The sequence below is a fragment of the Paraburkholderia piptadeniae genome (genome assembly GCF_900007165.1).
Classification (GTDB): domain Bacteria; phylum Pseudomonadota; class Gammaproteobacteria; order Burkholderiales; family Burkholderiaceae; genus Paraburkholderia; species Paraburkholderia piptadeniae.
In genome coordinates, this window is the sequence record NZ_CYGY02000043.1 from 21,135 (window position 1) to 40,246 (window position 19,112).

The 19,112-nt window shown below is 64.2% G+C and carries 24 protein-coding genes; all 24 read right to left on the bottom strand.

Annotated features, from left to right (window positions below; genetic code table 11):
- Positions 1-158: 158 nt before the first annotated feature.
- Positions 159-524 carry a histidine triad nucleotide-binding protein gene (locus BN2476_RS22410; protein ID WP_087736361.1) on the bottom strand — a complete coding sequence of 122 codons (366 nt, stop codon included), beginning with the start codon at positions 522-524 and terminating at the stop codon, positions 159-161.
- Positions 525-569: 45 nt separating this feature from the next.
- Complete coding sequence (locus BN2476_RS22415) at positions 570-965, bottom strand: DUF4870 family protein (RefSeq protein WP_087736362.1); 396 nt, start codon at positions 963-965, stop codon at positions 570-572.
- 110 nt (positions 966-1,075) lie between these two features.
- On the bottom strand, positions 1,076-1,450 hold the full coding sequence (locus BN2476_RS22420; protein ID WP_087736363.1) for a phosphoribosyl-ATP diphosphatase: 375 nt from the start codon (positions 1,448-1,450) through the stop codon (positions 1,076-1,078).
- Positions 1,447-1,857, bottom strand: coding sequence for a phosphoribosyl-AMP cyclohydrolase (hisI, locus tag BN2476_RS22425; protein ID WP_087736364.1), 411 nt, complete (start codon positions 1,855-1,857; stop codon positions 1,447-1,449). The genes BN2476_RS22420 and hisI overlap by 4 nt, the downstream gene beginning before the upstream one ends.
- A gap of 1 nt (position 1,858) precedes the next feature.
- Positions 1,859-2,632, bottom strand: a complete 774-nt coding sequence (hisF, locus tag BN2476_RS22430; RefSeq protein ID WP_087736365.1) for an imidazole glycerol phosphate synthase subunit HisF — start codon at positions 2,630-2,632, stop codon at positions 1,859-1,861.
- Between the two features lie 161 nt (positions 2,633-2,793).
- Complete coding sequence (hisA, locus tag BN2476_RS22435; RefSeq protein WP_087736366.1) at positions 2,794-3,546, bottom strand: 1-(5-phosphoribosyl)-5-[(5-phosphoribosylamino)methylideneamino]imidazole-4-carboxamide isomerase; 753 nt, start codon at positions 3,544-3,546, stop codon at positions 2,794-2,796.
- A 198-nt stretch (positions 3,547-3,744) separates the two neighbouring features.
- Entirely contained in the window at positions 3,745-4,386 is a 642-nt protein-coding gene (gene hisH / locus BN2476_RS22440; protein ID WP_087736367.1) for an imidazole glycerol phosphate synthase subunit HisH, read from the bottom strand.
- Positions 4,383-5,003, bottom strand: coding sequence for a MarC family protein (locus BN2476_RS22445; RefSeq protein WP_087736368.1), 621 nt, complete (start codon positions 5,001-5,003; stop codon positions 4,383-4,385). The genes hisH and BN2476_RS22445 overlap by 4 nt, the downstream gene beginning before the upstream one ends.
- A 43-nt stretch (positions 5,004-5,046) precedes the next feature.
- Positions 5,047-5,634 (bottom strand): imidazoleglycerol-phosphate dehydratase HisB, encoded by a 588-nt coding sequence (gene hisB / locus BN2476_RS22450; RefSeq protein WP_087736369.1) that lies wholly within the window; start codon positions 5,632-5,634, stop codon positions 5,047-5,049.
- Between the two features lie 59 nt (positions 5,635-5,693).
- Positions 5,694-6,764, bottom strand: a complete 1,071-nt coding sequence (gene hisC / locus BN2476_RS22455; protein ID WP_087736406.1) for a histidinol-phosphate transaminase — start codon at positions 6,762-6,764, stop codon at positions 5,694-5,696.
- Between the two features lie 152 nt (positions 6,765-6,916).
- Positions 6,917-8,239 (bottom strand): histidinol dehydrogenase, encoded by a 1,323-nt coding sequence (gene hisD / locus BN2476_RS22460; RefSeq protein ID WP_087736370.1) that lies wholly within the window; start codon positions 8,237-8,239, stop codon positions 6,917-6,919.
- Between the two features lie 54 nt (positions 8,240-8,293).
- The gene (gene hisG / locus BN2476_RS22465) at positions 8,294-8,992 is read right to left on the bottom strand and encodes an ATP phosphoribosyltransferase (RefSeq protein ID WP_087736371.1); all 699 of its coding nucleotides are present in this window, start codon (positions 8,990-8,992) and stop codon (positions 8,294-8,296) included.
- The gene (gene murA, locus BN2476_RS22470) at positions 8,989-10,251 is read right to left on the bottom strand and encodes a UDP-N-acetylglucosamine 1-carboxyvinyltransferase (RefSeq protein WP_087736372.1); all 1,263 of its coding nucleotides are present in this window, start codon (positions 10,249-10,251) and stop codon (positions 8,989-8,991) included. The genes hisG and murA overlap by 4 nt, the downstream gene beginning before the upstream one ends.
- A gap of 235 nt (positions 10,252-10,486) precedes the next feature.
- Positions 10,487-10,726 (bottom strand): BolA family protein, encoded by a 240-nt coding sequence (locus tag BN2476_RS22475; protein ID WP_087736373.1) that lies wholly within the window; start codon positions 10,724-10,726, stop codon positions 10,487-10,489.
- 11 nt (positions 10,727-10,737) lie between these two features.
- Positions 10,738-11,493, bottom strand: a complete 756-nt coding sequence (locus BN2476_RS22480; RefSeq protein ID WP_087736374.1) for an ABC transporter permease — start codon at positions 11,491-11,493, stop codon at positions 10,738-10,740.
- Positions 11,490-12,416: an ABC transporter ATP-binding protein gene (locus BN2476_RS22485; RefSeq protein WP_087736375.1), complete on the bottom strand. Its 927-nt coding sequence runs from the start codon at positions 12,414-12,416 to the stop codon at positions 11,490-11,492. Before BN2476_RS22485 ends, BN2476_RS22480 begins: the two co-directional genes overlap by 4 nt.
- A gap of 281 nt (positions 12,417-12,697) precedes the next feature.
- Positions 12,698-13,006 (bottom strand): STAS domain-containing protein, encoded by a 309-nt coding sequence (locus BN2476_RS22490; RefSeq protein WP_087736376.1) that lies wholly within the window; start codon positions 13,004-13,006, stop codon positions 12,698-12,700.
- Complete coding sequence (locus tag BN2476_RS22495) at positions 13,003-13,635, bottom strand: MlaC/ttg2D family ABC transporter substrate-binding protein (RefSeq protein WP_087736377.1); 633 nt, start codon at positions 13,633-13,635, stop codon at positions 13,003-13,005. Before BN2476_RS22495 ends, BN2476_RS22490 begins: the two co-directional genes overlap by 4 nt.
- 138 nt (positions 13,636-13,773) lie before the next feature.
- Entirely contained in the window at positions 13,774-14,757 is a 984-nt protein-coding gene (locus BN2476_RS22500) for an MlaA family lipoprotein (RefSeq protein WP_087736378.1), read from the bottom strand.
- A 12-nt stretch (positions 14,758-14,769) separates the two neighbouring features.
- The gene (gene mlaD, locus BN2476_RS22505; protein WP_087736407.1) at positions 14,770-15,324 is read right to left on the bottom strand and encodes an outer membrane lipid asymmetry maintenance protein MlaD; all 555 of its coding nucleotides are present in this window, start codon (positions 15,322-15,324) and stop codon (positions 14,770-14,772) included.
- 108 nt (positions 15,325-15,432) lie between these two features.
- Positions 15,433-16,200, bottom strand: coding sequence for a lipid asymmetry maintenance ABC transporter permease subunit MlaE (gene mlaE / locus BN2476_RS22510; RefSeq protein ID WP_087736379.1), 768 nt, complete (start codon positions 16,198-16,200; stop codon positions 15,433-15,435).
- On the bottom strand, positions 16,197-17,018 hold the full coding sequence (locus BN2476_RS22515; RefSeq protein WP_087736380.1) for an ABC transporter ATP-binding protein: 822 nt from the start codon (positions 17,016-17,018) through the stop codon (positions 16,197-16,199). The genes mlaE and BN2476_RS22515 overlap by 4 nt, the downstream gene beginning before the upstream one ends.
- Positions 17,019-17,127: 109 nt before the next feature.
- Positions 17,128-18,225 carry a thiamine phosphate synthase gene (gene thiE / locus BN2476_RS22520; RefSeq protein WP_087736381.1) on the bottom strand — a complete coding sequence of 366 codons (1,098 nt, stop codon included), beginning with the start codon at positions 18,223-18,225 and terminating at the stop codon, positions 17,128-17,130.
- Entirely contained in the window at positions 18,222-19,058 is an 837-nt protein-coding gene (locus tag BN2476_RS22525; protein WP_087736382.1) for a thiazole synthase, read from the bottom strand. Before BN2476_RS22525 ends, thiE begins: the two co-directional genes overlap by 4 nt.
- Positions 19,059-19,112 lie beyond the last annotated feature (54 nt).

A 19,112-nucleotide genomic window follows, 5' to 3' on the forward strand; every position in this document is an offset into this window, starting at 1 on the left:
ATGACTACGGGTCGCTGTCGTTACATCCCTACATAAAACAGCGTCTTCGGCTTCGGGTCTCCCCATTGTGCGCAGTCAAAATGCCTGGGCGGCGAATTAATGCTGTTTGGGTTAGCACCGAACATGCGGCAGCATACCCAGCCTATGTTCGCCCGCGTTCAGCCCATCCGCAGCCAAGGACGCGGCCCCGCGAGCAAATGGGCGTGCAGGTGGTAGACCTCTTGTCCGCCGCCCGGCCCCGTGTTGATGACCGTGCGGAAGCCTGTCTGGCCGCCCTTGTATGCGACGCCCAACTGTTCGGCGAGACGTGCAACCAATATCAACATTTTACCAAGCAGAGCGGCATCGCCTTCGGTGCAATTCGACAGCGTTTCGATGTGCCTGCGCGGTATCACGAGCACATGCGTCTCGGCTGCGGGGCGGATGTCGCGGAACGCGACGAACTCATCGTCTTCGTGGACTTTCGTCGACGGAATCTCGCCCGCGGCGATCTTGCAGAAAAGGCAGTTTGGATCGTGGCTCATGGTCTCGATGACGCCGAACGCAGCGCGCGCCGCATTCGGCGATTGTCAGAACCAGCTGCGCGGATTCGTCAGCGGCTTGTTGTCATACAGGAACAACCAGCCTTTGATGATACGGTACAACGTCCATATCGCGACAGCCCACAGAATCGGCACGCCAATCAGCACGATAAAGAGCGCGACGCCGATCAGATGCCCAAGCAGGGCCATCCAGAACGTTCGAATCTGCCAGTCGAAGTGCGCTTCGTACGGTGTGCCGATTGTCTCCGGCCGCTTGATGTAGTTGAGGATGATCGCGATCAGCACCGAGATCCCGCCCGTCAGCCAGTAGACGGCGTAGAGCGCGTAGATGATATGCGTCAGCGTGCGCAGGCTGCGCTGCCGGTCGATTTCGATTGCGCTCTGATACGACGGTGGCGGATATCCGCCCTGCGACTGTTCCATGTGTGCGTCCTCCTCGAGGGTGCGACTGGATACTGTTGCTGTGCCGGTGCTGTATCGCCGTGTCTCGCCGATCCTGAACCCGAGCCTGCCCTTGCTTAGATCGGACGGGCTCAGTCGCCGTTCCGCTCGCGTTCGCGGCTCTTGCGCAGGGCCTTTTCCTCGATGCCCGACAGGCCTTCGCGGCGCTCCAGCTCGGCGAGCACGTCGGCGGGATTCAGGTCGAAGTGCGACAGCATCACGAGGCAGTGAAACCACAAGTCGGCCACTTCGCCGACGAGCGCCTTGCGTTCCGCGCCGAGGCGCACGTCCTTCGCGGCGAGCACGACTTCCGTGGCTTCCTCGCCGATCTTCTTCAGCACCGCGTCGTCGCCCTTATGGAAGAGGCGCGACACATACGAAACTTCGGGATCGCCACCCTTGCGGCTGTCGATGACGGCCGCGAGACGCTGAAGCGTGTCGCCCGTCGATTGCGAATTTTGCGTCATTTGTAGATGTGTTCGGGGTCTTTCAGCACGGGATCGACGGCAACCCAGTTGCCGGAATCGGCCGAGCCTTCGAATTTCTGGAAAAAGCACGAATGCCGGCCGGTATGGCACGCGATGCCCGATATCTGCTCGACCTTCAGCAGCACGACGTCTTCGTCGCAGTCGAGGCGCACCTCGCGCACATGCTGCACGTGGCCGGATTCTTCGCCCTTGAACCACAGGCGCTGCCGCGAGCGCGAAAAGTAGACCGCACGGCCCGTTTCGATCGTCTTCGACAGTGCTTCGCGGTTCATCCACGCAAACATCAGCACGTCGTTCGTCGACGCTTCCTGCGCGATCGCCGGCACCAGGCCGTTCGCGTCCCACTTCACCTTGTCGAGCCAGCTGACTTCAGACGGATTGACCACGTTACAACCTCACCGAAATGCCTTGATCGGCCATGAAGCGCTTGCACTCGCCGACCGTGTGCTCGCCATAGTGGAAGATGCTCGCGGCCAGCACGGCATCGGCGCGGCCTTGCGTGATACCGTCGGCGAGATGCTGCAGCGAGCCGACGCCGCCCGACGCGATCACGGGCACCGGCACCGCGTCCGACACGGCGCGCGTCAGCGCAATGTCGAAGCCGCTCTTCGTGCCGTCGCGGTCCATGCTGGTCAGCAGGATTTCGCCCGCGCCGAATTCGGCCATCTTGCGCGCCCATTCGACGGCATCGAGGCCCGTGTTCTTGCGGCCGCCGTGCGTGAACACTTCCCAGCGCGGCGCCTCGCCGTCCGCGGACACGCGCTTCGCGTCGATCGCGACGACGATGCACTGCGAGCCGTACTTGTCCGTCGCATCGCGCACGAGCTGCGGATTCGCCACCGCCGACGAGTTCATGCTGACCTTGTCGGCGCCCGCGTTCAAAAGGCGGCGCACGTCTTCGACGGCGCGCACGCCGCCGCCGACCGTCAGCGGAATGAACACCTGCGAGGCCACCGCTTCGATGATCGGCAGGATCAGGTCGCGCTGGTCCGACGTGGCCGTGATGTCGAGGAACGTGAGTTCGTCCGCGCCCTGCTCGTCGTAGCGGCGCGCGATTTCGACGGGATCGCCCGCGTCGCGCAGCTCGACGAAATTCACGCCCTTGACCACGCGGCCAGCCGTGACGTCCAGACAGGGGATGATGCGTTTAGCTAAAGCCATGATCTTGCGAATTCTCGCCAATACCGCTGATGAGGCCGCTCATCCATTCGCGATTCGCAGGAGAGCGGAAAAAGTCCGACTTCGGGCCGGCACACTGGACGCTGCGCAACGTGCGCTCATACATCGATCGGGCGCGGCCGCGTGCGCAGAACGCCCGACGCTCAGGCGTCATCCGATTCGCGCAAGCGGTCCGCGCGCGTCTGCGCCGCTGCAAAGTCGAGGTCGCCCGAATAGATCGCGCGGCCGCAGATCACGCCTTCGATCCCTTCGGCTTCCACCTCGCACAGCGCTTCGATATCGCCCATGTTCGACAGGCCGCCGCTCGCGATCACAGGGATCTTCACCGCGCGCGCGAGGCGCACCGTCGCTTCGATGTTGATGCCCTGGAGCATGCCGTCGCGGCCGATGTCCGTGTAGATGATCGATTCGCAGCCGTAGTCCTCGAACTTGCGCGCGAGATCGGCCACTTCGTGACCCGTCAGCTTGCTCCAGCCGTCGGTGGCCACTTTGCCGTCCTTCGCGTCGAGGCCGACGATGATATGGCCGCCGAACGCCGTGCACGCTTCGAGCAGGAAGCCCGGATTCTTCACCGCGGCCGTGCCGATGATCACGTACTCGAGGCCATCGTCCAGATAGCGCTCGATCGTGTTCAGATCGCGAATGCCGCCGCCCAGCTGCACGGGAATCTCGCCGCCGACTTCCTCGATGATCGCTCTGATCGCGTCTTCGTTCTTCGGCTTGCCGGCAAACGCGCCATTCAGGTCGACGAGGTGCAGGCGCCGCGCGCCACGGTCGACCCAATGCCGGGCCATCACCTGCGGTTCCTCGTGGAAAATCGTCGCCTGGTCCATATCGCCCTGTTTGAGGCGTACACACTGACCGTCTTTCAGGTCGATGGCGGGGATCAGCAGCATAGCAATCGGGTGGTATCTGGGAAGAAAGTTGAAGTTCGGCTGGCGGGAAATCCGGCTGTGGCCCGCGCCAGGCCGTTCCGCTAGTTTAGTACATGTCTTTCGGCGAGCTTGCCAATGGGCAGCGTATGCATATGCATGTGAGCAAGGCAGTCGGACCGGAAGGGGAACATGGACGGTTTAAGGCGCTGACGACAGGGATCAGGGATTCCAGTGCACGAAGTTGCGATACACGCGCAAGCCCGCGTCGGCGCTCTTTTCCGGGTGGAATTGGGTCGCAAAAATGTTATCCCGCGCCACCGCCGAGGTAAAGGGCACGCCGTACACCGTCTCGCCCGACGTGTGCGACGCGTTCTCAGGCACGACGTAATAGCTGTGCACGAAATAGAAGAACGCGTTGTCGGCGACGCCGTCCCACAGCGGGTGCGGCACGACCTGACGGACACGGTTCCAGCCCATTTGCGGCACCTTGAAGCGCGAGCCGTCGTCCTGCAACTGGCCGTCCAGCTCGAAGCGCACCACCTTGCCCGGCAGCAGGCCGAGGCCTTTCGTGTCGCCTTCCGCGCTCCAGTCGAACAGCATCTGCTCGCCGACGCACACGCCCATCAGCGGCTTCGTGCGCGACGCTTCGACGACGGCATCCTGCAAGCCGGATTCGCCGAGCGAGCGCATGCAGTCGGGCATCGCGCCCTGCCCCGGCAGCACCACGCGGTCTGCCGAACGGATGGCTTCAGGCTTGTCGACGATCGCCACGTCCGCTTCCGGCGCGGCTTTCTTCAACGCCTGGGCAACCGAGCGCAGGTTGCCCATTCCGTAATCCACAATCGCAATCGAAGTTTTCATTTCAAGTTAGGCAGCAACGCCTTCAATCCGTCGACGATGAACTCCACCGCCAGCGCCGACAACATCAAACCCATCAACCGCGTGCCGATATTGATGCCCGTCCGGCCGACCCAGCGGGCGATCGGCTCGGCAAGACTCAGCGACCCGAAGCAGAGCGCCGCAATCACGGCGCCGATCACGATCAGACTAACGCGGTCGTACCAATGACGAAAGCTGGCCGAATAGACAATGACCGTACTGATCGAGCCCGGCCCCGTGAGCAGCGGAATCGCCAGCGGCACGACGGCGACGTTGTCCTTCAGTTCGGCTTCGTGGCGCTCTTCGGGCGTCGAGCGCGCGTTGCCGATCTGCGCGTTCAGCATGTTGATCGACATCAGCAACATGATGATCCCGCCGCCAACTTCAAGCGAACCGACCGAAATGCCGAAGAAGCCGATGATCTGCTGCCCCAGCAGCGTCGTCACGGCGATCACGCAGAACACCGAGATCGACGCGATCCGGATCGTGCGGCGCTGTTCGGCGGCCGATTGCTGCGATGTCAGGCTCAGAAAGAACGGTATGGCGCCGACGGGATTGATCAGCGCCAGCAGCGAAATAAACGACTTGAGGATATCCATCGCAAGCCGGGCGCGCACGGCGCGGCCGGTCCGGTTCTGTCGCTCAGAGGCTGCCCTTGGTCGACGGAATCTGCCCCGCCGCGCGTTCGTCCAGTTCGACGGCCATGCGCAGCGCGCGGCCGAACGCCTTGAACACCGTTTCCATCTGGTGATGCGCGTTCAGCCCGCGCAGGTTGTCGATATGCAGCGTCACGCCCGCATGATTCACGAAGCCGCGGAAAAATTCGATGGACAGGTCGACGTCGAACGTGCCGATGCGCGCGCGCGTGAACGGCACATGGAATTCGAGGCCCGGACGGCCGGAAAAGTCGATCACGACACGCGACAGCGCTTCGTCCAGCGGCACGTACGAATGGCCGTAGCGGCGAATGCCCTTCCTGTCGCCGACCGCTTTCGCAATGGCCTGGCCCAGCGTGATGCCGACGTCTTCGACGGTATGGTGGTCGTCGATATGCGTATCGCCATGCGCTTCGATGTCCAGATCGATCAACCCGTGACGGGCGATCTGGTCGAGCATGTGATCGAGGAAAGGCACGCCTGTGGCCAGCTTCTGCTGACCGGTGCCGTCCAGGTTGATCTTCACACGGATCTGCGTTTCGCTAGTGTTGCGAACGACTTCCGCAAGGCGCATGGCAATTCCTCGAATCTGACTTGTGAAAGTGTGGGGTTGAGAAGTGCTGAAGTGAAAGATCAGTTCAGCACGAGTTTCAGCGCCGCGAGCATTTGCGCGTTTTCTTCCGGAGAACCGACCGTCAAACGCACGCAATTCGCGAGCAATGGATGCATTTTACTCACGTTTTTGATCAAAACCCGCGAAGTCAGCAGGGTTTCGAAGGTCGCGGACGCGTCCGGCACGCGCACGAGCAGGAAATTGCCCGCGCTCGGGAACACTTCGGCACCCGGCAGCTCGGCCACGGCCTGCGCGAGTTTCGCGCGTTCGTCGCGCAGTTGCGTGGCCTGCGCGTCGAGCACTTCGATGTGATCGAGCAGGAAATCGGCCGTTGCCTGCGTGAGCACGTTGACGTTGTACGGCGGGCGCACCTTGTCGAACTCGTTGATCCATTCGGCGCGGCCCGCCATATAGCCGAGCCGGATTCCGGCGAGCCCGAGCTTTGACACCGTGCGCATCACGACGACGTTGTCGAACTCGCCCGCGCGCGGCATCCAGCTGTGCTGCGCGAACGGCTGATACGCCTCGTCGATCACGACGAGGCTCTTGCTCGCCGCTTCGATGATGCGCTCCATGTCGGCGGCGTCGTACAGCGTGCCCGTCGGGTTGTTCGGATACGCGAGATAAATGACGGCGGGCCGATGCTCGGCGATCTCAGCGAGCATCGCATCCGTGTCGAGCGTGAAATCGACATTGAGCGGCACGCCGACGAACTCCATATGCGCGAAATTCGCCGACAGCGCGTACATCACGAAACCCGGCACGGGCGCGAGCACCTTCGCGCCCGGCGTCGAGCACGCGACGGAAATCATGCTGATCAGCTCGTCCGAACCGTTGCCGAGCAGCACCTCGCAGTTCGCCGGCACGTTCATCACGCGCTTGAGCTTGTCGAGCAGCGCCTCGGGGCGCGGCGCGGGGTAGCGGTTCAGCGCGACGCCTGCCAGATGCTCGCCGAGCTGCGCGGCGAGCGCTTCGGGCAGCGGAAACGGATTTTCCATCGCGTCGAGCTTCACGAGGCCCGTTGCGTCGGGAACGGGATAGCTCGTCATCGCGAGCACGTCGCGGCGAATGATGTCTTGAGGTGTCGTCATGGCGTGGAGCGCGGCCGCCCTCTCCGGCAGGCCATAGCGCAAGTGGGGCGGCTCGCCGGCCGCCCGGGTTGAGTTCTATTAATCTTGCAACGGGATTTGCGTCGGATGGAGCACGCGCGATACCCGTCCAAAGCAGCAGACTCGCCGCAGGTTCAGCCCGTGTTCTTCATCCGGTATTCGGCGCTGCGCGCGTGCGCCTGCAGGCCTTCGCCGTATGCGAGTTCGGCGGCGATTTCACCGAGTGTCTGCGCGCCGTCCGCGCTTACTTCGATCAGGCTCGAACGCTTGAAGAAATCATAAACGCCGAGCGGCGACGAGAAACGTGCGGTACGAGACGTAGGCAGCACGTGGTTGGGCCCCGCGCAGTAGTCGCCGAGGCTTTCGCTCGTATAGCGGCCGAGGAAGATCGCGCCCGCGTGACGGATCTGCTGCGCCCACTGCTGCGGCTCCAGCGCGGAAATTTCGAGGTGCTCGGGCGCGATGTCGTTGGCGATCGCGCAGGCTTGCTCCATATCGCGCACCTTCACCAGCGCACCACGTCCTTCGAGCGAAGCCTGGATCACGTCGCGGCGCGGCATCGCCGGCAGCAGTTCGTCAATTGCCTCTTCGACGCGCGCGATGAACCCTTCATCCGGGCACAGCAAAATGGATTGCGCGAGTTCGTCGTGCTCGGCCTGCGAGAAAAGGTCCATTGCGACCCAACGCGGATCGGTCGTGCCGTCGCACAGCACGAGAATTTCCGACGGACCGGCGATCATGTCGATGCCGACCGTGCCGAACACGCGGCGCTTCGCCGACGCGACATACGCATTGCCCGGCCCGCAGATCTTGTCGACGGCGGGGATGGTCTGCGTGCCATACGCGAGCGCGCCGACGGCCTGCGCGCCGCCGATCGTGAACACGCGATCGACGCCGCCCAACAGCGCCGCGGCCAGCACGAGCGGGTTCTTCACGCCGTCCGGCGTCGGCACGACCATGACGATTTCGCGCACGCCGGCGACGCGCGCCGGAATCGCGTTCATCAGCACCGACGACGGATACGCCGCCTTGCCGCCCGGCACGTAGATACCCGCGCGATCGAGCGGCGTCACCTTCTGGCCGAGCACGGTGCCGTCGGCTTCCGTGTACTGCCAGCTATGGCTGCCGCATTCGATCTTCTGCTTCTCGTGATACCCGCGCACGCGTGCCGCCGCTGCTTCGAGCGCCGCGCGGCGCTTCGGCTCGAGCCCTTCGAGCGCCGCTTCCAGTTCGGCCATCGGCAGTTCGAGCGCGGCGACATCCTGCGCGTTCAGGCGGTCGAAACGGTTCGTATATTCGAGGACGGCGGCGTCGCCGCGCGCCTTCACGTCGCCCAGGATCTGCGCGACCGAGCGCTCGATCGCTTCATCTTCGCTCGCTTCGAACGCGAGCACCGCATGCAGCGACTTCTGGAAATCTTCAGTGCTGGAATCGAGTTTGCGAATCTTGATAGACATGCTGGTATCCGTTTCGGTAAGGCGCGCGAGTGAGCCGCGAATCGAGAGCTTTCGTCAGGCCGGTGCGTCGGTGCGTTGCGACGCGCGTTCGAACGCGTCGAGGATCGGAGCCAGTGCGGCGCGCTTCAACTTCAGCGCCGCCTGATTCACGACGAGGCGCGACGAGATCTGCATGATCTCTTCGACCTCGACTAGATTGTTGGCGCGCAGCGTGCCGCCCGAGCTGACCAGGTCGACGATCGCATCGGCGAGGCCCACGAGCGGCGCGAGTTCCATCGAGCCGTACAGCTTGATCAGATCGACGTGCACGCCCTTGGCCGCGAAGTGCTCGCGGGCCGTCTCGACATACTTCGTGGCGACGCGCACGCGCGCGCCCTGGCGCACCGCGTTCGCGTAGTCGAAGCCGGCCGCGACGGCAACCGACATGCGGCAGCGCGCGATATTCAGATCGATCGGCTGGTAAAGGCCGCTGCCGCCGTGCTCGATCAGCACGTCCTTGCCCGCGACGCCAAAATCGGCGGCGCCGTATTCGACGTACGTGGGCACATCCGTCGCGCGCACGATGATGACGCGCAGGTTCGGATCGGTGGTCGGCAGAATCAGCTTGCGCGACGTTTCCGGGTCTTCCGTCACTTCGATGCCCGCTGCCGCGAGCAGCGGCACCGTTTCCTCGAAGATGCGGCCCTTCGACAGCGCGAGCGTCAGCGGCTTGCCCACTGCCGGCGACAACGACGTTTGCGGCAATTCGCTCATGCCTGATTACCCTTGATGCGGCGCACCTTCGCGCCGACTGCGGTGAGTTTCGATTCCATCCGGTCGTAGCCGCGATCGAGGTGGTAGATGCGGTCGATCAGCGTTTCACCGTCCGCGCACAGGCCCGCGATCACGAGGCTCGCCGACGCGCGCAGGTCGGTCGCCATCACCTTCGCGCCCGACAGCTTCTCGACTCCGTTGACGAGCGCCGTCTTGCCGTCGATTGTGATGTGCGCGCCGAGACGGTTCAGCTCCTGCACGTGCATGAAGCGGTTTTCGAAGATCGTCTCGACGACTTGCGACGTCCCGTCCGCCAGCGCGTTGAGCGCCATGAACTGCGCCTGCATGTCGGTCGGGAACGCCGGGTACTCGGACGTGCGGAACGACACGGCCTTCGGACGCTCGTTCATGCGCACGCGCATCCAGTCGTCGCCCTCTTCGATTGCGACGCCCGATTCGCGCAGTTTGTCGATCACGGCTTCGAGGATTTGCGGGCGCACGTGGCGCAACGTGACGTCGCCGCCTGCCGCAGCGACCGCGCACAGGAATGTGCCCGCTTCGATACGGTCCGGCACGATCGTGTGCTTCGCGCCATGCAGCTTGTCGACGCCCTGAATGACGAGGCGGTCGGTGCCGATGCCGTCGATCTTCGCGCCCATCGCGACGAGCAGATTCGCCAGATCGCCGACTTCCGGCTCGCGCGCCGCGTTTTCGATGACCGTTTCGCCTTCCGCGAGCACGGCCGCCATCAGCAGGTTTTCCGTGCCCGTGACGGTGATCATGTCGGTGACGATGCGCGCGCCCTTCAGACGCTTCGCGCGCGCTTCGATGAAGCCGTGCTCGATGTTGATCTCGGCGCCCATCGCCTGCAGGCCCTTGATGTGCTGATCGACGGGGCGCGCGCCGATCGCGCAGCCGCCCGGCAGCGACACCTTCGCCTCGCCGAAACGGGCGACGAGCGGACCCAGCACGAGAATCGACGCGCGCATCGTCTTCACGAGCTCGTACGGCGCGATGAGGTTGTCGACCCTCGACGCGTCGAGCGATACCTTGCCTTCGCCGCTTTCCGCGCGCACGCCCATCTGGCCAAGCAGCTTCAGCGTGGTACGCACGTCCTGCAGATCGGGCACGTTGTCGAGGTGAACCGGCTCCGCGCTCAACAAGCCTGCGCAGAGAATCGGCAGCGCCGCGTTCTTCGCACCCGAAACGACGACCTCACCGGCGAGCTTCTGCCCGCCTTCAATCACGAGTTTGTCCATGCCTGTTTGTTCCTGATCTGTCCGTCCGCCAACGGGCGTCTTATGGGCGGTTGCTGCGGCGCCATACGCGACGTCGCGACTCTCATTTGTAATTCGCACTAATGTTCCAACTGATTGGGTGCTACATCCGAAGCTTATTGTGCAGCTTGTTGTTCCGCTCTTTCTTGCAGCCGGGTTGTTGAGCGCTGTCCCCCGACAGACAGCCTGTTCTTTCCGCTTTTGGTTACGCGCCTGGTCAGGCGCTTTGCCATTCGGCGGGCGTCAGCGTTTTCATGCTGAGCGCGTGGATTTCTTCACGCATGCGGTCGCCGAGCGCCGCATACACGAGTTGATGCCGTTGAATCAGGCGCTTGCCTTCGAAGTTCGGCGACACGATGGTCGCGAAGAAATGCTGGCCGTCGCCTTCGACTTCGAGATGCTCGCAAGGAAGCGCAGCCGCGATGTAGTTCTTGACCTGTTCGGGAGTGGGTAGCATGAGTGCTCCTGTCAGTGACGCAGCTTATAGCCGGACGCGAGCATACGCATTGCCAGCACGGCCAGCACGACGAAGAAACCGCCGACGATCGCGAGGCTCCACAGCGGATCGATATCCGACATGCCGAAGAAGCCGTAGCGAAAGCCGTCGATCATGTAGAAAAACGGGTTCAGCCGGGAGATTTCGCGCCACACGGGCGGCAGCGTATGTGTCGAGTAGAACACGCCCGAGAGGAACGTGAGCGGCATGATCAAAAAGTTCTGGAACGCGGCGAGCTGATCGAACTTCTCCGCCCAGATTCCGGCGATCAGACCGAGCGTGCCGAGAATCGCCGAACCGAGCACCGCGAACGCGACGATATAGAACGGCGCCGTGAAGCTCACGGGAATGAACCAGATCGTCACGATGAACACGCCGAAGCCGACGCACATCCCGCGCACGACGGCCGCGAGCACATAGGCGGCGTACATCTCCCAGTGAGACAGCGGCGGCAGCAGCACGAACACGAGATTGCCCGTGATCTTCGATTGAATCAGCGACGACGAGCTGTTCGCGAACGCGTTCTGCAGCACGCTCATCATCACGAGGCCCGGCACGAGGAAGCTCGTGTACAGCACGCCCGGATAGACCTGCACGTGGTCGCGCAGCGCGTGGCCGAAGATCGTCAGATACAGCAACGCCGTGATGACGGGCGCGAGCACCGTCTGGAACGACACTTTCCAGAAGCGCAGCAGCTCTTTGTAAAGCAGGGTACGAAAGCCGCTCATGCCAGTCCCTCGACCATTTCCGGTCCGTTCATCACCTGCAGGAACACGTCTTCCAGATCGGCCTTGCGCACTTCGATTTCCTCGAACGTGCAGCCCGCCGCGCGGCATTGCGCGAGGATGCGCTCGACGTCGTCATAGCTCGACAGGCGCAGCAGATGCTGACGTCCGTTGACGGCGCCCGGATCGACTTCGAGCGAGCGCAGTTCGGCGGGCAGGACGCCCTGCGCGAAGCGGATGAAAAGCTGCGTGCCCGCGAAACGCTGCAGCAGCGTGCTCGTGCGTTCCAGCGCGACGACTTCGCCACGCCGCAGCATCGCGATACGGTCGCACAGCGATTCGGCTTCTTCCAGATAGTGCGTGGTCAGCACGATCGTGTGGCCTTCGCGGTTCAGGCGCGAGATGAATTTCCACAGCGTCTGGCGCAGTTCGACGTCGACGCCCGCAGTCGGCTCGTCGAGCACGATCACGGGCGGCCGGTGTACGAGCGCCTGCGCGACCAGCACGCGGCGCTTCATCCCGCCCGAAAGCGCGCGCATGTTCGCGTCGGCTTTTTCGGAGAGATCGAGATTGGCCATCACTTCGTCGATCCAGTCGTCGTTGTTGCGCAGGCCGAAGTAGCCCGACTGGAGGCGCAGCGTCTCGCGTACCGTGAAGAACGGGTCGAACACGAGTTCCTGCGGCACGACGCCGAGCGCGCGGCGCGCGAGGCGGAAATCGCCGACGACATCGTGGCCGTGAACCGCGATGCTGCCTTCATCGGCGCGCGCGAGACCGGCGAGAATGCTGATGAGCGTCGTCTTGCCGGCGCCGTTCGGACCGAGCAGCCCGAAAAACTCGCCTTGCTCGACGGTGAAGCTGACGCCTTTGAGCGCTTGCAGATCCTTGTAGCGCTTCTTGACGTTACGAATTTCGATCGCTGACATGACTGTGCGCCGTCGACGTCGACAGCGCCTGATAGGGTCGCCCGCCAAGGGCGCGAAAGCTGGGGAACGGAATTGGGGCCCGGTGCGCAGCCACCGCCAGCGCGACGGATGCAGCCGCTACAGCCGCGCTACCATCATTCGCGGGAAGCGGCCTGAGTCGGCCAGGCGCCAAAAAACGTTTGATTATAGGGCAAAAGTCGAAAACGCCGGCTTGCCCCGGAAGAGAACGCGAGCCGGCGCGAATGCTGAAACGCTGTGCGAAGCTCGTTGACGCGCGAGCGTCAATGTCGTGCCGACAGCAGGGTGTCGACGCCGTAGGCTTGCGCGAGACTGGACAGTCCCGCAGGCAGATTGACGATGGAGAGCGGCGTGCCGCGCGCGGTCGCCGCGCGCTGCCATGCGAGCAGCACGGCGAGCGCCGACGAATCGAACTGCGTGAGCGGCGCACAATCGACAGCCGTCGCGCCGCTGCCGATGCGCGCAAGACCCGCCGCGAGCGCGGCATTCGCGCTCGCGTGGGTCAGCGTGGCGCCCGTTTCGAACGTGTCGGCCGACGACGTGACCACCGGCGCGGTCGAAAAGTTGTTCACGACTGTTTGCCGTTCGCCAGTTGCTGGTTGCGAGCCGTGAGGAACTGGATCAAACCATCGACGCCGTTCTTCTGGATCTGCTCGTTGAACTGCTGCTGGTATGCCTGGATCAGCCACGCGCCGAGCACGTTCAGGTCATACACGCGCCAGCCTTGCGCCGTCTTGTACAGACGATAGTCGAGCTCGACGGGCGAACCGTTGTTCATCACGACCGAGCGCACGACCACGTCGGTGTCGTCCGGGTTTGCGCGGAACGGCTTGTACTGGATCTCCTGATCCTTCACCTGCGCGAGCGCGCCCGAGTACGTGCGGATCAGCAGCGTCTTGAACTGCTCGACGACGGCGGCCTGCTGCTCCGGCGTCGCGGTGCGCCAGTTGCGGCCCATCGCCAGCTGCGTCGTGCGGCGGAAGTCCGTGTACGGGAGGATCTTTTCGTTCACGAGCTTCGTGACGGCGGAGATGTTTCCGGTCTGGATCGTCTTGTCGGCGCGCACCGCGTCGATCACCTGCTGCGTGACCGTCTTGACCATCGCGTCCGGATTGCTGGTATCCACGGTTTGCGCGGACGCAGCGCCGCCGAACGCAAAGAGAGCTGCAAAAAACGGGATAAAGAAGAAGAATTTTTTCATTTCCAGTCCTGCAAAAAAAATAAGCTTAATGTTGGAGGCGACAATATCACGCGAGTTCAGCCGCAATCCACGTGCAAACTGCGAGAGTCGTATCCGAGTGTTACGGTAGCCCAACCAGCGACTCTCAATCATCTGACATCAGCGCAGCTTCAGCGACGGATAGCCGAAATGCGCTGGCGGCACGATCTGGCCGCCGGGGACGGTCGGCGGCACGTCGGCGGGAGGCGTCGTCGGCTGCGCGCCCGATGCCGGTTCGGCGCCGCCAGCCGTCGCGCCCGAAGCCGCTTGCGGCGCGGACGCGGGCGCAGCGGGCTTCGCGGCCGCTCCCGCGCCCGGCGCGGCGCCAGCCGCCGGCGCTGCCGCCGCGGCGCCGCCTTCGACGTCTTCGTACTTCGGGGGCGGCGCTTCATTGCCGTAGTCCGGCAGGCCCGTCGCAGCGCTCCCATCCGACAGCAGATAGCGGCGGCGCTGCAAGTACGCGTTACGCACGAACGAGTACTTGTCGAGCGCCGCGCCTTCGAGCACGTCGCTCGCGCCCAGCAGGTTCGCGCGCACGTTGATGAGGTTCAGGCCGTAGAGCGCCCAGCTCACGCTGTCGGGCTTCACGTACGTCAGCGGGTTGATGAAGTAGTTGCCCACCATGCCGACGCCGTCACGCACCGTGCTCGGTCCGAACAGCGGCAGCACGAGATACGGCCCCGACGGCACGCCGTAATGGCCGAGCGTCAGGCCGAAGTCGTTGTCGTGCTTCGGCAGCTTCGCAATCGTCGCGACGTCGAACAGGCCGCCGACACCGAACACCGTATTGATCACGATCCGCATGATGTCCGACACACCATCGGCGATCTTCAGCTGCAACAGGTTGTTCGCCGCGATGTACACGTCGCCGATGTTCGAGAAGAAGTTCGTCACGCTGTCACGCACCGGCTGCGGCGTCACGAACACATAGCCCTTCGCGACGGGCTTCACGGCGTACTGGTCAACCTTGTCGTTGAAGGTGAAGATCGTGCGGTTGAAACCTTCGAGCGGATCTTCCTTCGTCGGATTCTGAACGGTTGCGCAACCCGCAAGCATCGTCGCGGCGAGCGCGAGCGCCGCGACACGTGGGCGTGTCGTCTTCATTTCTTGTTCTCCTTATTGACCGGACGCGCCCGAAGCAGCCGCAGCCGGAGCTGCGGGAGCCGACGCTGCGGGCGCGGGCGCCGCAGCAGACGCACCGGGTTTGGCAGCCCCCGAATCCGCCGCCTTGCTATAGAGGAACTGCCCGATCAGATTCTCCAGGACGATGGCCGACTGGGTCATCGTGATCGTGTCGCCGGCTTTCAGCATTTCGCTGTCGCCGCCCGGCTCGAGACCGATGTACTGCTCACCCAGCAAGCCCGCCGTCAGAATCTTCGCGGACGTGTCCTTCGGAAACTGATATTGCTTGTCGATATCGAGCGTCACGACCGCCTGATACGAGTTGCTGTCGAAGCCGATCGACGCCACGCGGCCCACCGTCACGCCCGCGCTCTTGACGGGCGCGCGCGGCTTGAGTCCGCCGATATTGTCGAATTTCAGCTTGACGGGATATGTCGCCTGAAACGACAGCGAGCTCATGTTGCCGGCCTTCAGCGCGAGGAACAGTAGCGCGATGAATCCCAACACCACGAACAGACCGACCCAGAAATCGAGAGCAGTTTTTTTCATCGTCATCCCAAAGAGAATTCTGTCGCAGCGGCGTGACACCCGTGCGGCGCAGCTCGATTCGTGCGTCGCATCACGGTTCACACCGCGCAAGTCTTGGCTGAATACCGCCTAGCTGAACATCAGAGCGGTCAGCAGGAAATCGAGACCGAGCACCGCGAGCGACGCATAGACGACCGTCTTCGTCGTCGCGCGCGACACGCCTTCCGGTGTGGCCTTGGCTTCGTAGCCCTGGTAGAGGGCGATGAACGTCACCGCGAAACCGAACACGATGCTTTTGATCACGCCGTTGCCGACGTCGCGATACGCATCGACACCGCCTTGCATCTGCGACCAGAACGAACCCGCATCGACGCCGATCATCAGCACGCCCACGACGTAGCCGCCCAGCACGCCGACGGCGCTGAAGATCGCGGCGAGCACCGGCATCGCGATGATGCCCGCCCACATGCGCGGCGCCACGACCACTTTGAGCGGATCGACGGCCATCATTTCCATTGCCGTCAGTTGCTCGCCCGCCTTCATCAGGCCGATTTCAGCCGTCAGCGACGTGCCCGCGCGCCCGGCGAACAGCAGCGCCGTCACGACAGGCCCGAGTTCGCGCACGAGTGACAGCGCGACCAGCAAGCCCAGCGCCTGTTCGGAACCATAGCGGTTGAGCGTGTAATAGCCTTGCAGCCCCAGCACGAAGCCGACGAACAGCCCCGACACCGCGATGATCACCAGCGAATAGTTGCCGACGAAGTGGACCTGCTTCGTGACAAGACGCGGACGGCGCAGCAGCGGAAAAAATTCCAGCACGAGGCGCACGAACATGCGGGTTGCATAACCCGTCTGACCGAGGCCGCAGATGACGGTACGACCGATGGTGCTGATCATGCGCGGCCTCCGCCGATGCCGAAATCCGCCGCAAGCGGCGTGCTGCTCGGGTAATGAAATTTGAACGGACCGTCGGGCGCGCCGTCGATGAACTGGCGCACGGTCGGATCGGTCGACTCGCGCAGCTCGGCGGGCGTGCCTTCGGCGAGGACGCCGCCGTTCGCGAGGAAGTAGACGTAGTCGGCGATCGCGAACGACTCGGGCACGTCGTGCGTGACGAGGATGGACGTGGCGCCGAGCGCCTGATTCAGCGCGCGGATCAGGTTCGCGGTGATGCCGAGCGAGATGGGGTCGAGACCGGCGAACGGCTCGTCGTACATCATCAGTTCGGGATCGAGCGCGATTGCGCGGGCAAGCGCGACGCGGCGCGCCATGCCGCCCGAAATCTCCGACGGCGCGAGGTCGCGCGCGCCGCGCAGGCCGACCGCGTTCAGCTTCATCAGCACGAGGTCGCGGATCAGTTCGTCGGGGAGGTCGGTGTGCTCGCGCAGCGCGAAGGCGACGTTCTCGAACACCGACATGTCGGTGAAAAGCGCGCCGAACTGGAACAGCATGCCCATCTTGCGCCGCAGCGCGTACAGGCCGTCGCGCGTCTGCGCGCCGATGTCCTGCCCGTGAAACAGCACCTGGCCGCGCTTCGCGCGCACGAGGCCACCGATGAGCCGCAGCACGGTGGTCTTCCCGCACCCGGACCCGCCCATGACTGCGACCACCTGGCCGCGTTTGAAGCGCAGATTCAGGTTCGACAGGACGAGGCGCTCGCCATAGCCGAAGTCGACGTCGCGCAGTTCGAGAAGGGGCTCGGAAGAGGATGGCACGTAATGGACAGTCCTTTTACACGGAAGGCCGAATTATAGGGCCTTCGTGCAAACCCTGCCTTGACGGCGCCACGATTTAACCTTTCGAACCCTTCTCCCAACTTTTGGGCTACGCGAAAGCCTGCTGCAACGACGCGACTGCGGCGGCGGGATCGGCGGCTTCAGTCACCGCGCGCACCACGGCCGCGCTTTTCACACCCGTCGTGAGCACTTGCGGCAGCACATCGCCGCTGATGCCGCCGATCGCGACAAGCGGCACGACGCCATCCAGCAATTTCACGTAGCGCGCAAGCCTTGCGAGACCTTGCGGCGCGGTAGGCATCACCTTCGTCGTGGTCGGGAACACGGCGCCGAGCGCGATGTAGCTCGGACGGAAATGCAGCGCCGTCAACATCTCGTAGTAGCCGTGCGTCGAGAGGCCGAGGCGCACGCCCGCCGCCGCGAGCGCGTGCAGGTCGGCGGTATGCACGTCTTCCTGCCCGAGGTGTACGCCGTAAGCGCCAGCGTCGATGGCGGCCTGCCAGTGATCGTTGATGAACACTTGCGCGTCGTGCTTGCGGCCCGCCGCGACGGAGCGCGCGATTTCCTTCTTCAGCTCGTCGGGCTCCGCCGTCTTGCGGCGCAACTGCACGGTCTTCACGCCGAAGCCGACCACGCGTTCGACCCAGTCCGCCGTCGGCAGCACGGGATAGAGGCCAAGCGCGTCGGGGCACGCGGCGAACGGCTGCGCGGGCGCGTCGGGCAGACCGGCGACGCGCGGAAAGCGCGACAGATCGCACGGCCAGGCATCGTCGGATTTCGTTTCGTCGCCGTCGCGCCATGCGAGCGCGAGCACCAGCGCGTCGTGCGGATCGAAGCCGCAATCGAGGAACGCCGCCAGCGCGGGAATCCAGTCTTCGGCGAGATGCCCTTCGAGCTGATAGCGCGCGCCGCCCAGATGCAGCACCGCGCGGCCCGCCGCCGCCTCGATCACGCCCGCGCCCTGCGTCAGCCAGCGCGCGATCTGCTCGCCGCGCTGCTGCAGATCGGCGACGACGATCAGATCGCCGCCGTTCGCGTCATCGTGCGCCGTCAGGCAGATGCGCCAGTCGACGTGCGTCGGCGGCCAGTCGCCGAGGCGCGCGCGGATGCGCTCGGCGGCTTCCGTGAGTTCGTCGGCGGGTGGCCAGAACAGGTCGCGGCCCGCGAGTTTCAGGGTTTCGGTCATGCAGCGGCGCTCCCATCCTGGTGCCAGAACGGCATGCCGACGACGGGCGTGCTCGCATGGGCGGTTTCACGTTCGGCCATCGGGCCGGCCAGATAAGCCTCGCGGCCGGCTTCGACGCCCAGCGCGAACGCGCGCGCCATGGTCTCGGGATGCGTCGCCTGCGACACGGCCGTATTCAGCAGCACGCCGTCGAAGCCCCACTCCATCACCTGGCTCGCATGCGACGGCACGCCGAGCCCCGCGTCGACGATCAGCGGCACACCGGGCAGACGCTCGCGCAGCACGCGCAAGCCATACGGATTCAGCACGCCCTTGCCGGTGCCGATGGGCGCACCCCACGGCATCAGCGCTTCGCAGCCCGCATCGAGCAGACGCCGGCCGATCACTAGATCTTCGGTGCAATACGGCAGCACCTTGAAGCCATCCTTGACCAGTTGCGCGGCAGCTTCGATCAGGCCGACGGGATCGGGCTGCAGCGTGTAGTCATCGCCGATCAGCTCGAGCTTGATCCAGTCGGTCTCGAAAATCTCGCGCGCCATGTGCGCCGTCGTGACCGCCTCGCCGACCGTCTGGCATCCCGCCGTGTTCGGCAGTAGCGGCACGCCGTGGCGCTTGATCAGATCGAAGAAGCCGGCTTCCGCGCCGCCCTCGTTCATCTGCCGGCGCAGCGCGATCGTCACCATGCCGGGCTTCGCCGCCGCGATCGAATCCGACAGCGACTGCAGCGACGGATAGCGCGATGTGCCCAGCAGCACGCGGCTCTGGAAGGTTTCGCCGTAAAGCGTGAGCACGTCGGCGGGGGCCAGCGCGGGTGGGTTCGCGTGTGAGTTCATGCGTGAGTCCTTGGCTTGTGTCAGCTGCTTGTGTCGCGTGCTTGTGTCCGCCTG